The organism is Bacteriovorax sp. BAL6_X (genome assembly GCF_000443995.1).
Lineage (GTDB): Bacteria > Bdellovibrionota > Bacteriovoracia > Bacteriovoracales > Bacteriovoracaceae > Halobacteriovorax_A.
This window is the reverse complement of the sequence record NZ_AUMC01000010.1, coordinates 293,652-307,721: the sequence shown is the minus strand read 5'-3', so window position 1 is coordinate 307,721 and position 14,070 is coordinate 293,652. Positions and strand designations below refer to the sequence as shown.

The 14,070-nt window shown below is 37.8% G+C and carries 14 protein-coding genes; 10 read left to right on the top strand and 4 right to left on the bottom strand.

Annotated elements, in window-relative coordinates:
* The first annotated feature begins 23 nt into the window (after positions 1-23).
* From M902_RS12040 to M902_RS12015, 6 genes are read left to right on the top strand one after another with little or no spacing between them, the layout of a single operon-like run.
* A complete protein-coding gene (locus M902_RS12040) occupies positions 24-989 on the top strand; it encodes a P-loop NTPase (RefSeq protein ID WP_021268144.1) in 966 nt (321 codons plus the stop codon).
* A gap of 19 nt (positions 990-1,008) precedes the next feature.
* Complete coding sequence (locus M902_RS12035; RefSeq protein WP_021268298.1) at positions 1,009-1,650, top strand: helix-turn-helix transcriptional regulator; 642 nt, start codon at positions 1,009-1,011, stop codon at positions 1,648-1,650.
* Positions 1,651-1,656: 6 nt separating this feature from the next.
* Positions 1,657-2,628 carry an RluA family pseudouridine synthase gene (locus M902_RS12030; RefSeq protein ID WP_021268512.1) on the top strand — a complete coding sequence of 324 codons (972 nt, stop codon included), beginning with the start codon at positions 1,657-1,659 and terminating at the stop codon, positions 2,626-2,628.
* Positions 2,629-2,630: 2 nt separating this feature from the next.
* A complete protein-coding gene (locus tag M902_RS12025; protein WP_021268633.1) occupies positions 2,631-3,215 on the top strand; it encodes a polyphenol oxidase family protein in 585 nt (194 codons plus the stop codon).
* Between the two features lie 3 nt (positions 3,216-3,218).
* Positions 3,219-4,370 (top strand): thioredoxin domain-containing protein, encoded by a 1,152-nt coding sequence (locus M902_RS12020; protein ID WP_021267800.1) that lies wholly within the window; start codon positions 3,219-3,221, stop codon positions 4,368-4,370.
* Positions 4,370-5,179 (top strand): TatD family hydrolase, encoded by an 810-nt coding sequence (locus M902_RS12015; RefSeq protein ID WP_021268063.1) that lies wholly within the window; start codon positions 4,370-4,372, stop codon positions 5,177-5,179. Before M902_RS12020 ends, M902_RS12015 begins: the two co-directional genes overlap by 1 nt.
* 99 nt (positions 5,180-5,278) lie before the next feature.
* On the opposite strand, the gene M902_RS12010 is transcribed toward M902_RS12015, so the two are convergent.
* Entirely contained in the window at positions 5,279-6,202 is a 924-nt protein-coding gene (locus M902_RS12010; protein WP_021267815.1) for a trypsin-like serine protease, read from the bottom strand.
* A gap of 41 nt (positions 6,203-6,243) precedes the next feature.
* Complete coding sequence (locus M902_RS12005) at positions 6,244-7,137, bottom strand: hypothetical protein (protein WP_156979835.1); 894 nt, start codon at positions 7,135-7,137, stop codon at positions 6,244-6,246.
* 151 nt (positions 7,138-7,288) lie between these two features.
* Between M902_RS12005 and gap the strand changes: the two genes are divergently transcribed.
* Genes gap through tpiA form a run of 3 tightly spaced genes read left to right on the top strand, consistent with a single transcriptional unit; the run spans position 7,289 to position 10,286 of the window.
* Positions 7,289-8,308 carry a type I glyceraldehyde-3-phosphate dehydrogenase gene (gap, locus tag M902_RS12000; RefSeq protein ID WP_021267892.1) on the top strand — a complete coding sequence of 340 codons (1,020 nt, stop codon included), beginning with the start codon at positions 7,289-7,291 and terminating at the stop codon, positions 8,306-8,308.
* Positions 8,309-8,335: 27 nt separating this feature from the next.
* Positions 8,336-9,532 (top strand): phosphoglycerate kinase, encoded by a 1,197-nt coding sequence (gene pgk, locus M902_RS11995; RefSeq protein WP_021267944.1) that lies wholly within the window; start codon positions 8,336-8,338, stop codon positions 9,530-9,532.
* A gap of 28 nt (positions 9,533-9,560) precedes the next feature.
* On the top strand, positions 9,561-10,286 hold the full coding sequence (tpiA, locus tag M902_RS11990; RefSeq protein WP_021268190.1) for a triose-phosphate isomerase: 726 nt from the start codon (positions 9,561-9,563) through the stop codon (positions 10,284-10,286).
* Here the strand turns inward: tpiA and M902_RS11985 are convergent, their stop codons facing one another.
* Positions 10,287-11,372 carry a hypothetical protein gene (locus M902_RS11985; protein WP_021268074.1) on the bottom strand — a complete coding sequence of 362 codons (1,086 nt, stop codon included), beginning with the start codon at positions 11,370-11,372 and terminating at the stop codon, positions 10,287-10,289. It abuts the gene before it with no gap.
* Between the two features lie 86 nt (positions 11,373-11,458).
* On the bottom strand, positions 11,459-12,358 hold the full coding sequence (locus M902_RS11980) for an endonuclease/exonuclease/phosphatase family protein (protein ID WP_021268491.1): 900 nt from the start codon (positions 12,356-12,358) through the stop codon (positions 11,459-11,461).
* Positions 12,359-12,518: 160 nt separating this feature from the next.
* Between M902_RS11980 and M902_RS11975 the strand changes: the two genes are divergently transcribed.
* On the top strand, positions 12,519-13,955 hold the full coding sequence (locus tag M902_RS11975) for a phosphatidylserine/phosphatidylglycerophosphate/cardiolipin synthase family protein (RefSeq protein ID WP_021268309.1): 1,437 nt from the start codon (positions 12,519-12,521) through the stop codon (positions 13,953-13,955).
* Positions 13,956-14,070 lie beyond the last annotated feature (115 nt).

Here is a 14,070-nt window from a genome sequence, read left to right as displayed (position 1 = left end):
AGCAAGCAATACAAGGACGTATTTTGAATAATAGTACAAATTCACATTTAGCAGATGCTGGCCAATATCTAGGTGCATCAAATAATGGCAAAAAAATCTGGGCCATTGGCGGCGGAAAAGGTGGCGTAGGAAAAAGTCTTGTTACGTCAAATTTATCAATTTGTCTCGCCCTTATGGGGATGAAGGTTATTGCCATTGATATGGACCTTGGAGGAGCTAACCTTCACACATGTCTAGGGGTAAGTGTTCCGTCTAAAACTTTAAGTGACTACTTCACTAAACCAAATACAAAACTTTCAGATCTAATAACTCCTACTCCACTTAAGAATTTAAGTTTAATCAGTGGAGCACAGGATAATTTAGGAATGGCCAATCTTAAGGCCGCTCATAAATCAAAAGTTTTAAATGACCTTCGTGAATTAGACGCCGATTATATTCTTCTCGACCTGGGAGCGGGAACAACTAATAATACTTTAGATTTCTTCTTAGGAGCAGACCAAGGTATTTTAGTTACTCTTCCAGAGCCAACCTCGATTGAGAATACTTACCGTTTTATCAAGTCAATCTATCACCGTAAACTTCAATCAGTTGATGATTTTTTAGAGCTAGGGCCACTAATAGATAAAGTTCTAAATGGAAAAGTCGGTGAAAACCGTACTCCATCTGAGATTATTGAAAAGGCCATGCAAATCAACGAGGCTCAAGGTTTAAAATTAAAGAGAGAAATCGAAGCAATTACTCCAAAACTAGTTATCAATCAGGCAAGAACGCAGGCCGATATTGATATTGGTTTTGCTATGAGAATCATTTCTAAGAAGTACTTTGGTATCAATTTAGATTATGTTGGATTTCTTGAATATGATGCAACAGTTTGGCAAAGTGTAAAGAAAAAGAGACCTCTGATTCTAGAGTTCCCAAACTCAGCACTTGTAAAGAATTTTGAGCACGTCATCAATCGTATTTTAAATCTAACGAAGAAAATTGTTTAATAAATTTAATGAGGAATAAATGAGTAAAGAGAAGAACTATTATGAGGTTTTAGAAGTTGCACCAAATGCTTCGGCCGATGAGATTCAAAAGGCATATACAGCGGCAAAAACTGCATACAGTGGAGACAGTCTTGCCATTTACTCTCTCCTATCAGAAGAAGAGGCTCACAAAGTACTTGAGCTTATTGAGGAAGCTTATAATATTTTAAGTAATCCAACGAAGAGAAAAAAGTATAATCAAGCACGTGGAATTGTTATCGAAGATGATACAAACTACATACCAACAACAAAGCCTGAAGATGAAAATACGATTAAAGTGACAAATCAGATGAATCGTCTTGTTGCAAAGAAACGCTACGGCCTAGAATACGAGCAGAATGCAGAGTTTGAAAAAGAAATTGAACAATGTAGTGAATACACTGGTGAATTCCTAAAGAGAGTTCGTGAGTACAAAAAAGTTGATGTTAGTCGTATGTCTGATATGACAAAAATTTCTAAAACATTTTTACAATATATTGAAAATGAAGAAGTCGATAAGATGCCTGCAATCGTTTACGTTAGAGGATTCGTCTACCAATATGCAAAAGTCTTAAAGCTAAACCCTGATCTAGTTGCTAACTCATACCTTCAAAGAGTAAAAGCTTTAAAAGAAGGCAATTAAGTTGTCATGAGTGATCAAAATTCTAAGTTTATTATTAAGATCACCCAAGAAGACCATGATGAGTTTACTCGACTCGATCAAGTCCTTGCCAGTAAGCTTGAGCAATCTAGAAGTTTTTTAAAGGAGCTTTTTAAAAAGGGCTCCATTACTTCTAATGTAAAAATAGAACTAAAGAAAATGCCTGCAGTAGGTACAGAAGTTCTAGTTGATATACCTCCTCCAAGAGAGTCCACAGCAAAAGCAGAAGATATTCCGCTTAAGATTTTATTTGAAGATGAACACCTTGCTATTGTCGTAAAGCCTGTTGGAATGGTGACTCACCCAGCACCAGGAAATTACACAGGAACGCTTGTCAACGCAATCCTTCATCACTGTAAAGATATTCAAGGTGTTGGTGATGAAAAACGCCCGGGGATTGTTCACCGTCTTGATAAAGGAACAAGTGGTGTTATGGTTGTGGCAAAAAATCAAAAGTGCCACGAAGAACTTGTAAAACTCTTTCAGGCCCATGATATTGATCGCTACTATGAGTGTATTAGTGTAAGCACAAAGCTTGCTCCAGAAGGTAGACTAGAGTCTACTATCGGACGTCATCCAAATAATCGTTTAAAGATGGCGGTGAATGTACGCACAGGTAAGAACTCTATCACTAATTATAAAGTACTAAAGTATTACCAAAATCTAAGCCATGTTGAGCTTAAGCTTGAAACAGGACGTACACATCAAATTCGTGTTCATCTGAGTCAGCTTCTCAATGCGCCTATTCTTATGGACCCACTTTATGGTGTGCCTAAGAACGACCTCTTACGAGTTGATAATCGACTTAAGGCCATTATCAAAGATTACGAACATCCTTTTTTACATGCAAAAATTCTTGGTTTCACACACCCGATTACTAAAGAGAAATTATTCTTTGAAGAGCCAGCTCCGCCAATCTTTCAAGAAGTCCTCGATTTTCTTGAGTCGGAATCGGAGTAGATTTGGCAAAGCTACTTTATCAAAAGAAAATTTCAAATTACCTCTTTGAAGTTTATGATGATCGACCGGATTTTGATTTTGATGAAGTAAACCAGATCCATTCCTCTACCGTGGTCAATGCACCTGCTTCAAATAATAATGAAGCTGATGCAATAATATCTGGCCTCGAGCTCGAACGTCCACTAGCGATAAAGACCGCAGACTGTCTTCCCATAGTAATTATTGGCAAGTCAGGAGTCGCTAATATCCATGCTGGCTGGCGTGGCTTGGCCGAACAAATTATTCTAGACAGTGAAATTAAAAGGATTGAGCCTGAAATTATTCTGATTGGCCCACACATAAGTGCTGTAAATTATGAGGTTAGCGAAGAATTTAAACAAAATTTTCCTAACTCCCAAGCTTTTGCCGTGATAGAAGGCAAGACAACGTTTAGCTTAGAGAAGGAATTAAGGGCAAAAATTGCGGCTAATTTTTCAAATGCACATGTCATATCTACCAATATATGCACATTTGCAAATCTCAACTATAATAGCTTTAGAAGAAATCAAACAACTAAGAGAAATTATAATATTTTAAAAAGGAATTAAAATATGACTGATAGTTTTTTAAATCGCCTAAGTTTTAACAAGAAAATTTTATTCTTCGTTGCAGGTCTTGCAATGTTTATCCTCTCTATTTACCTAACAAATCACTACTACCAAGTTAAGTTCCCAGTAGGTTTTGGTTCGGCTTCTGCATGTAATATTAATTCATTCTTAACATGTGATGCTGCGACTCTTTCACCTCTATCAAATATTGCTGGAGTTCCTATCTCTATCTTTGGAATTGTAATGGGTGCTATGGTGATGCTTTTTTATATGATTGATAATAAAAGAGCTGAAGGTAGTTTATTTCTTCTACTTCTACTAAACGGTATTGGGTGTCTTATCCTATTTATCTACTCTTTAGTAATTCTTGGAACTCTATGTCCATTCTGTACACTTTACTATCTCGCATCTTGGACTGGACTGGGCATGATGTTTCAAAACAAAGCAGATCGTGATTTTGATGCAAAATTCTTTGTAACAGCTACTATCTCTATGGTTATTAGTGGATCTGTCGCTTATGGTTTTACAAATTCAAAAATTGAAAATTCGACTGCAAGAAGCGCGCAAATTGTTGCTATGTTTAAGAACCTAAATAACTTAGGAACTCCGGCCAAAGCTTCTCCTTACCGTCTAGCTTCTTCAACTGAAGATTTTAAGGATGCACCTATTCAAATGTCAGTCTTTTCTGACTTTCAATGTCCAGCGTGTAATGCACTGAACCTAGTTCTTCCAACGATTGAAAAAAAATACGAAGGTAAAATTAATATTCAATACTTTTTCTATCCACTAGATCACAATTGTAATGCTGGAATGACTGGACCTCTACACCAGTTGGCCTGTGAAGCAGCTTACCTTGCAAGTTGTGTTGGACCTCAAAAATTTAAATCTGTTCATGATGCAATTTTTGAAAATCAATCAAATCTAACTGCCGAGTGGATTAGTAATAAAGGAAAAGAACTTGGTGTAACTGAGTGTATGGCAAAGCCTGAAACAAAGCAGGCCGTTGTGGATATGATCACTCAGGCCAATTCATTTAATGTACAATCGACGCCAACTCAGTTAATCAATGGTGTAAAGATTGAAGGCGTAAGGCCATTAAGTGACTATACGGCCATTATGGATCACCTTTTAAAAGAAAATAAAGCTAAAAACTAATGAGCAAAAAAAAAGAAAGAATTATTCCTAAATATGCAGTGGGTCCGATCGAGACCCACTGTCATCTCGACTATCTCAAAGGCCAAGAGTTAATTGATACACTAGAAAAATGCCAGGAATATGGCGTAAACAAAGTTGTGACAATTGCAGTCTCCCCTGACAATCTTAAAAAAGTGAGAGATCTCACGGCCAATGAAATCGTCTACGGTACTCAAGGGATACACCCTCATGAGGCCAAGCATATTACACAAGGAACTTATCAAGAAATTGAAGAAAGTTTAACTAATCCTAAAATTGTTGCTGTTGGCGAAATCGGACTTGATTACTACTATGAGTTCTCAGATCCTAATATTCAAAAAGAGGCCTTTGAAAAACAATTACAAATTGCATGTGATAATGATCTTCCAGTTGTAATTCATACACGTGAAGCAGATGCAGACACAAAGGCAATCTTGAAGAATTTTTCAACTACGCTTAAAAGAAAAGGTGTTATCCACTCATTTACCTCAGGTATCGAACTTGCTGAATTTTGTTTAAGCGAAGGGTTTCATATTGGATTTAATGGTATTGTAACTTTTAAGAATGCAGGAAATGTTCGCAATGTTTTAGACATTGTACCTGTTGAGCAAATGCTTCTTGAAACAGACTCTCCATATCTTACTCCAGTTCCATTTAGAGGACGTGAAAATGCGCCATTCTACCTTCCATGTATTGCTGACTTCATTGCTACTCACAAAGAAATAGATGCCCAAAAGTTAATCGACATTGCTAATAGTAACGCCGAAAATCTATTCTTTAAGTTAAGATAATCTTTCAGCTGATAGGTAACGCTCACCTGTTCTATAGAAAATCAATACTACCATCGATATTTTCTAATATTTCAATTGCAGTTATGATTAATAAAATGATTAAGGGTAGCTGCGAAGAATTTCGTCTGAGTACTTATCTGCACAACTTAAAAGATCTTTTTCGTTTTTGATACCAAAGCACTCTTGAGCAATTTTAATATTTCGCCCACAGTGGAAGTCACTAAATTCATCAGAGACTCCTGTCGCCATTTTAATCCAACATGCAGAATGATAAGCAAGAGAATATAAAGTGGCATACTTTCCTTCAGCACAAAATCCGAATGAAGCTGAGACAATGGCCGCTATCTTCTTGACTCCATTAACATCAACAAAAACCGGGCCGCCACTATCGATATAGCAAGTATCAGTTTGCTTATTTCTCATATCGATTTCATTGAAGAAAGCTTCAAAGATTGGGATATCGGCCACCCTCTTTTGCCCATAAATAATATTAGAGTGAGCAGAGTCCATTGGCATGAAACCAATTTCACCTGTGTATCCGAACCCAACAGCTGTCGTCATTCCACCGGGAATAATCTTGGCCAGTACTTCTCTTGGGTCAGTAAGGAGAGAGTAAAACTTTTTAATTCTTAAGGGTACATCAACAGTTAAAACAGCAAGATCAACTGTTTTTAAACTTGCCAGGTCGGCCAGCGGCCCATTTGGGTATTTAAATTTTAAGCTCGGATGTAGCTCTACTCCTATGACGCTATATTGGGCATCAAGACTTTCTCTAGCTGAGGCCGTCATAGACTTACCTTCACCTAGGTAGACGCGAATCGATTTGAAGTTTTTATTTTCAAGACAATGAGCTGCCGTAAGAATATGCATTGGAGTTAGGGCAACCCCTGTACAAAATGGACGCCCAAGTCTTACGAGTGCCACCACACTCTGATATTCACCTTTGCTCACAGCTTCTCCCCCAACAATTGCAAAGCAAGAGCTAGATAAAACAACGCAAAGGATCATAACATATTTTAGCATGACACTTCATAGCATAATCAGTGGGTAAAGACTAGAAAGGATTAAGAGTTATTTTGCTGGTTCATCTCATAGAAGGCGCGATAGAGACCCGCAAGTTGTTGCTTTCTCTTGGCCAAGTAATTCTGATCCAAAACTTGGGTAATTTCTTGAAAAATTTCGCGATGCACATCGGCTGCTTCATCTATTTTAGTGTGGCCTTCTGGCCTTAAAATATTAATTACATCTGTCGTCTTAAAATCACGAGCAACATTAGGTCCATCATTGAAAATAAAGGAGCGATCCAGCATAAAATTGAGATTCTTTTTTACATTTTTTGGAATGATATCATTATCAAAACCTACTGAATCAAGGGTCACAAGAAGATTTACCTCTCGAAAACCGGCCTGGGCACTATTGAGTCGATTGGCCAAGTTCACGACCGCATCACCTCCAAGAGAGTGGCCAACTAATATTATTGGTTGATCCTTAGGTCGCCTAAGAACATCCTCGAAAACCTTATCTTCATCATTCCAACTGACAAATTCTCCATCACTAAAAGACTTAGCGATATCTTCAAGTCCACCTTTTGAGCTAAGAGTTGAAAGATGAAGTCCTTCTAAAAAGAATATCGCAGGCCTATTAATAGGTAATAATTCCTTTACCGGCGCAACCTTCTCAGCTTCACTACTCTCTTCTGGGGCATTAACCGCTGACTTAGCAATTGTTGTCACAGCATCCACGGCCAATTTCTTTCCGGCCTGAGCAATCGCAAGCGCATCAGTTGATATTGATGCCTTAGCAGCAGCTTCAGTAACCTTAGCTGTCTTCTCCACAACTTTAGTTACATCCTTAGCAAGCTTTTCAGGCACAGAGATCTCACTCTTAATTCCACTTTCATAATCCGCTTTGGATTTATAGTGAATGATATTTGATGGCATTTTCGAACTTGTCTGCATTAGTAAAATTATAGCTTGTTCAGCTATTTTTTGGGCAGTGAGAAAAAACGTCGCATCCTCTTAGAAATATGTGCTTTAGGTAGGCAATCTCTCTCGATTGTGGCATATTACAGGGGAATTTTTTTTTAATAATTAAGCACAGGAGTCAGGTATGTCTGGAAAGATCCGCGTTGGTATTAATGGTATGGGCCGAATTGGTCGTACAGTTCTTAGAGAAATTTTTAACCGCAATATTGAAAACTTAGAAGTTGTTGCAGTTAACTCACCAGGAGATATCAATGACTACGTTCACCTAATCAAATACGATTCAGTATTTGGTCGTTTTAACGGTGATGTAAGTGTAGATGAATCACACAAAATGCACGTTAACGGAAAAGAGATTTCTTTTCACAAGTATAGAGACCCAAGTGAAATCCCTTGGACACAAGATAAAGTTGATATTGTAATTGATGCTACAGGTGTTTTTAAAGATCAAAAATCTCTAATGAAGCATGTAACAGGAACAGTTAAAAAAGTTATTCTTTGTTGCCCAGGTAAAGACGTTGATAACACAATCGTCATGGGTATCAATGAGAACACTTACGATGCTCAAAAGCACACAGTAGTTTCAAACGCATCATGTACAACAAACTGTCTCTCACCAGTTGCTAAAGTACTCCACGATAAGTTTGGAGTTATAAATGGTCACATGACAACTGTTCACTCTTATACAGGTGATCAAAATATCCTAGATGCTTCACACTCAGACCTTCGTCGTGCACGTGCAGCAGCAGTTTCAATGATCCCTACAACGACTGGTGCAGCGAAGGCCGTTGGCCTTGTTATTCCAGAACTTAAAGGAAAACTTGATGGCTTCGCAATTCGCGTTCCTACTCCAAATGTTTCACTAGTTGATCTTACTGTTAATCTAGAGACAGAAGTAACAGAAGAAGAAGTAAACGCGGCCCTAAAAGAAGCAAGTGAAACTTCAATGAAAGGTATTCTTGGATTTGAAAATGAGCCACTAGTATCAGTTGATTATATGGGTATGAGAGAGTCTTCATGTGTTGATTCTTCTCTAACAAAAGTAATCGATGGAAAGAGCGTTAAGGTTGTAACTTGGTATGACAACGAAGCAGGCTTCTCTAACCGTGTTATTGATCTTGCAACCTTTATCGGAAGCCAACTTTAATACTGAAAAAGTATATTAGGAAAAACTATGGCGTTACAATTTATAGACAGCATTGAAGAGTCGCAAATCAAAGACAAGAAAGTTCTTGTTCGTTTTGACTTCAATGTACCTCTAGATAAAGAAACTAAAGAGATTACTGATACAACAAGAATTGATAATGCTCTTGAAACAATCAAGCTAATCCTAGACAAAGGAGCATCTAAACTTATTATGATGTCTCACCTTGGTCGTCCAAAGGGACAAATAAATCCAGACTTCTCTCTTGAGCCAGTTGCAACTTACCTAGCAGATAAACTAGGAGAAGAAGTTACTCTAACTGAGTCATGTCTTGATCGTGGTATTAAAACACTACTTACACTTAACTCAAATAAAATCATCCTTCTTGAAAACCTTCGTTTTCACAAAGAAGAAACGCAAAATGATCGCGAGTTTGCTCGTAAGCTTTCTGAATACGCAGACATCTATGTTAACGATGCATTTGGTGCTGCTCACAGAAAACATGCTTCCACTTTTGAAATCAACGCATTCTTTAAGAACCGTGCTTACGCTGGACTTCTTATGAAGAAAGAAATTGAGGCCCTTTCAAAAATTATTCAAAAACCAGAGACTCCATTCGTGGCAGTAGTTGGTGGTGCAAAAGTAAGTGATAAAATTAAGATAATTGAAAGATTACTTTCAAGCGTATCAAGTCTTTTAATCGGCGGTGCGATGGCCTACCCATTTCTTAAAGCAAAAGGAAATGAAGTAGGATCTTCTCTTTGTTCTGATGAAGACGTAAGCCTAGCAAAGAAGATCTTTTCACAAAGTACTGCACACAAAATTGTTCTTCCAATTGACCACATCATTTCAAGTGAGTTTGGTGGTAAGCCAGAAGCAGTTGATAAAGTAGGTATTCCGGATGGAAAAATGGGCCTAGATATTGGAGAACAAACAATTGCAAAGTACAGCTCTCTTCTTCGTGAAGCAAAGACAATTCTTTGGAATGGGCCAATGGGAATCTTTGAAAATGAAGATTATGCCAAGGGTACTTTTGCAATCGCTGAAGCTTTAAGTGAGTCAGATGCCTACACTCTTGTTGGTGGTGGAGACTCGGTAAGTGCTGTAAACAAATCAGGACTTGCAAGCAAAATGAGTCACGTTTCAACTGGTGGTGGTGCTTCTCTTGAGTTTATCGAGAAAGGTAGTCTTCCAGGAATTAGTGCTCTAAAATTTGGTGTTGAATAAAACTTAAATAATTAAAAGGGATGTAAATATGACTGAGAGAACGAAGTATATCGTAGGAAACTGGAAGATGAATCAGAACACAGAAGACGTTATCGCCTTCTTTGATGCCATCGACAGCTCTAAACTTCGTCACGAAGCATGGATTGCTCCACAAGCAATCCACATCCCTATTTGTCTTCAAAATACTGACGACTTTAAAATCGGTGCCCAAAACTGTGCAACTGAAAATAGCGGAGCTTTTACAGGAGAAATCTCTCCAGCTTCACTAAAAGACATTGGTGCCCACTTTGTGATTATCGGTCACTCTGAGCGTCGCTCAATCTACAATGAAGACGATGCAACTCTAAATACAAAAACAAAAACTGCCCTTTCAAATGAGCTAACAGTTATCTTCTGCATCGGTGAAACTCTTGAACAAAGAGAAGCAGGGAAGGTCGAAGAAGTTCTTTCAGAGCAACTTCGTCTTGGGCTTGCCGGTATCAATAGTAATAAAGTAATCATTGCCTATGAACCAGTATGGGCCATTGGAACAGGTGTAACGGCCACTCCCGAGCAAGCACAAGAAACTCATGCCTTCATTAGAAAGTTCATCAATGAAAGCTTAGAAATCGATGGCGAAAAAACTTCGATTCTCTATGGTGGATCTGTTAAGCCTTCAAATGTAGAAGACCTCCTATCATGCCGAGACATTGACGGAGGCCTTGTTGGTGGTGCTGCCCTACAAGCGGACAGCTACATGGGTCTTCACGCTTAATTAATAAACGTGAACTTTCATTTCTTCAGTATCGTTACAACTTAATTCCTTGTAAGTCTGAACATCATCAATTGATGGCAAACTTCCCCTTGGTAAGTATAGATTCTTAGTAACTCCTAAGACCGTTCCGTCGGACTTAGCAAAGACACGCCAGTCTGTTCCCCAATCTGTTTCAAAATCAAACTCACCTAAGTATTTTCTTTCTTCACCAAAATAAATAAGACTATCAACACTGATCTTCATATCACGACGAGCAAACTCCGGATGATATGGTAAGTAGAATTGAAACTCTTGGCGATCACCAGCTTTAGCAGCTGGAAGAATTTTTAGAATACCTTGTGAGTTAGTAATTGCAACTTCCATTGAGTCCTGAGAAAGAGTACGAACACCTTTTACAAGATAGCCATTTTCTTTCGCACAATGAAAATAGTTATTAACTTTTAAGAGATCTTCTCTTCCATAGAAATCATGACGAAAGATAAGTGATTTTTTCTTCAAGAAGAATAATCTCTTCTTTGTATATCCAAGTTGGCCTACTGAAGCTTTTAGAGACTTCTTCAGTCCCTTTCGTGCATCAATTTTCTTTGTGAATGAATGAGTCATTAAGTTTGGGTTATAACGATAATGCCCTTCGCGTGAGATCTCATTAAGAATTCCTTCAGCATCACATCCAACAAGTCCAAGGTAGCGAATATTTGGATGCACAGACTTAAAAAGATCCTTAACGTCCTTTCCGTTAATACTTAGAACTGCGCCCGTGTTATTTGAGCCCGTTGTATTCTGACTTGTTCCGGCCGCATGAGATGCCCAGAACACAGCAATATTATTTGGGTTGTGAAGCTGACGACGTAGCTCATGAAAGTCAACACTATGTTTGACAACAATATTGTAGCCAGACTTATCAAAGTGCTTCTTGAAGATTTTTTCAAGTTTTGGATCAATCTTCCACCCTTTAGGCTTGTACCAAATACGAGGTGTTTCAAGAGATGTTAGTAATACGACATTTGGTTTTGCATCTTGTGCATAAGAAAAATGCGCAGAAACAAACGTCAGGACTGAGAGTGACAAAATAATTAAAGCTTTCATGCCTGAAAAATTAGCATAATAAAATGAACACTAAGGCCTAATTAAAGTTAAATTCAAATGTTAAAATTTACCAACAATTAAGATTACTATTTGATATCGACTCTAAGGGATACTGGACAGTGGTCAGAAATAAAGCGTTGGTACCAAGAGAGATTTTCCATTCTCTTTGTATTGCGGCTACTTCCACTACAGGCACGCCAAATTTCAACATACTTCGTTTCAGTATTATCAGAAACGTAGAAGTGATCAAAAACATTTCCAGAGCTACCATTGCGATAAGTATAATCGTAGTCACTAGTTCTTCTTGTCACATTTATCGAATTAAAGGCATCTCCTAAAACAACTAGGTCTGACTTTTTGTCTTCATATCGAGAATTTCGGTAAGTATTAAAATCCCCCGCAATAACGACAGGAAGATTATCCTGACGATATTCGAGAACCCTCTTATTTAAATTATTAACCTGCTCAAGGCGTGCATCGATGGAACTTGGCCCGGCCTTTAAATGAAGACCGACTAAGTGAATTAATGGCCTCTTTGAATAGCGATCGATAACTTGTCCATAAAGGGCCGGCCTTAAGTAAGGACGGTTCTCCATAAGTGAATAAGTATAGTCGTCATCACCTTTTTCAGGAATGATATCAAGTGACTTTTTCAAGCAAATCATTAAGTGCTGGTGATTAAATTGTTCATGACGGTAGGAAACACAATGATGACCAAGGCCACCCATTAGTTGCCCTAGTCTTTCTGTGTCGATGACCTCTTGGAAGAGAAAAATATCAGTATTGATATACTTCGTACTTAGAAACTCTGTAATAAATGGATCACGGTACTCATCAGTTCTTTGTCCTGAGATTTCTCCCCCCAGTCCATACCAACGTAAATTAAATGTTGTAATTTTTAAACTACTTGCAAAGCTACTTCCGGAAATTGAAAATACTGCTGCAGTACAGGCCAGCCATGGCCAAAGTCTCTTAAGTCTTCCCATATAAAAATGGTAAAGAAGCGATTGCCGAAGGTCAAAGAAATAATCCATTTAAGTTACTGATATTACTTTCTGAGTATTTTTTTTATTGAAATAATTTCTTACATCCTTCTCATTTTGCATTGCGCGAGATACATAATGCTCAAATCTGAAGGGAGACTGAATGAAAAAACTGCTATTTACGACACTAATTGCAAGTAATATCTTCGCTGGCGCAAGCTTTTGGGCGCTCTTCTCACCACATCAAGGAGAGGAAGCATTTAATCAGATATACTCTGCAATCGATGGTTCAAAAGAAAAGGTTTGGCTAACCGTCTATAGCTGGTCAGATTCAAAAGTTGCAAAAAGTCTAGAAGTCGCATGTCTATCAGGAGTTGATGTAAAAGTAGTCCTTCACCCTAACCTTAGGAAGAACTCTCGAGTTAATGATTACGCAACAGCAATCGAAGATGCTGGTTGTGGTGTAAAGTTTGCTTATAAGAAAATGCATGAGAAATTTTCTATTGTCGATGACAAGTGGGCCTTCAACTCAAGTGCCAATCTATCAGGTGGGGCAAAGTCTCGTTACTCTGAGAATTTTATTTTCAACAATGACTCTTCACAAGAGGGCCGCCTAACAATTAATACCCTTAATCGTGAGTTCAAGTTTCTATGGAACTCAGGGAAAGATATCTACACTTCTGAAACTAAAGAAGAAAACCTAGCATCTCTTGATCTTGAAAGTTTAAAGAATGATCCAAACGAAGAAGAAAATCCTTTCTTTGTTTCAAGTTCAATGAACTTTAAATACACAAAGCTAAAACCATCTTCTAAGAGCTACCTTTCGGGACGCTATATTAAGATGACTGCTCGTAAATTAAATGGACAAAAGACATGGTTAGTTCGCGATGCCATGATTAAGCTAATCAATGAATCGCAAAAGAATATTTTAGTTAATGTTAATCACCTTGTTATCAAAGAAGTTGCTGATGCACTTTTAGATGCAGTTAAAAGAGGTGTTGATGTAAAGATTGTTGCCGATAATCAAGAATACAAAACAAGTACGAAATCAAAAGAGATGACTCCTTACTTTGTTTACAATTGGAAGAAACTTCCTGGAAATAAGAATAAGGTCGCACCAGTAAGAATAAAGTACTATTCTCACGCACCATCTCCACGCCACTGGGCCCTGAATCACCACAAGTATATGCTCTTTGATTATGATGAGAAAGATTTCTCACAAACAAAATTAATGAGTGGTTCATATAATATTTCGGAAACAGCTGAGCTCACACAGTTTGATAATATGTTCACTTATAAAGGCGAAACTTTCGCTCAACTCTTTAAAGACTTTAAAGGTGAATTTGATAACCTTTGGTTCTTAAACAGAGACGAGGATGACAGACCGACTCAAGAAGCTTGGGATCGAGTTGCAAAACCTTATAATGGAAATATCTATCTTCACACAAAGATGCCCGTTTCTCTTACTTGGCCAGAGATCTACAAGGTTAGAAAGGCCGTTGCAAAAGCAGCTCCTCAATTCTTTAGAAATGCTTATAAGAAGCGTGACTGCTATCTTTTCAATCTTGAAAAACAGATCTTCACAGGTTGTCCAAACTAAATAAACGCTCAATTTCAATATATAACTCATCAGGTCATAGACAGTAAGTACTTGTCATGGCCTCGATGTGTTGATATAAATTGTTGTTAATTTATCTATTTATATTGAAAGGAAA

Coding starts and splice junctions, on each gene's coding strand:
- M902_RS12005 (WP_156979835.1), bottom strand. CDS start 7,137: ATGCAGACAAGTTCGAAAATGCCATCAAATATCATTCACTATAAATCC.
- M902_RS12010 (WP_021267815.1), bottom strand. CDS start 6,202: ATGCTAAAATATGTTATGATCCTTTGCGTTGTTTTATCTAGCTCTTGC.
- M902_RS11975 (WP_021268309.1), top strand. CDS start 12,519: ATGAAAAAACTGCTATTTACGACACTAATTGCAAGTAATATCTTCGCT.
- M902_RS12015 (WP_021268063.1), top strand. CDS start 4,370: ATGAGCAAAAAAAAAGAAAGAATTATTCCTAAATATGCAGTGGGTCCG.
- tpiA (WP_021268190.1), top strand. CDS start 9,561: ATGACTGAGAGAACGAAGTATATCGTAGGAAACTGGAAGATGAATCAG.
- gap (WP_021267892.1), top strand. CDS start 7,289: ATGTCTGGAAAGATCCGCGTTGGTATTAATGGTATGGGCCGAATTGGT.
- pgk (WP_021267944.1), top strand. CDS start 8,336: ATGGCGTTACAATTTATAGACAGCATTGAAGAGTCGCAAATCAAAGAC.
- M902_RS12030 (WP_021268512.1), top strand. CDS start 1,657: ATGAGTGATCAAAATTCTAAGTTTATTATTAAGATCACCCAAGAAGAC.
- M902_RS11980 (WP_021268491.1), bottom strand. CDS start 12,358: ATGGGAAGACTTAAGAGACTTTGGCCATGGCTGGCCTGTACTGCAGCA.
- M902_RS12020 (WP_021267800.1), top strand. CDS start 3,219: ATGACTGATAGTTTTTTAAATCGCCTAAGTTTTAACAAGAAAATTTTA.
- M902_RS11985 (WP_021268074.1), bottom strand. CDS start 11,372: ATGAAAGCTTTAATTATTTTGTCACTCTCAGTCCTGACGTTTGTTTCT.
- M902_RS12035 (WP_021268298.1), top strand. CDS start 1,009: ATGAGTAAAGAGAAGAACTATTATGAGGTTTTAGAAGTTGCACCAAAT.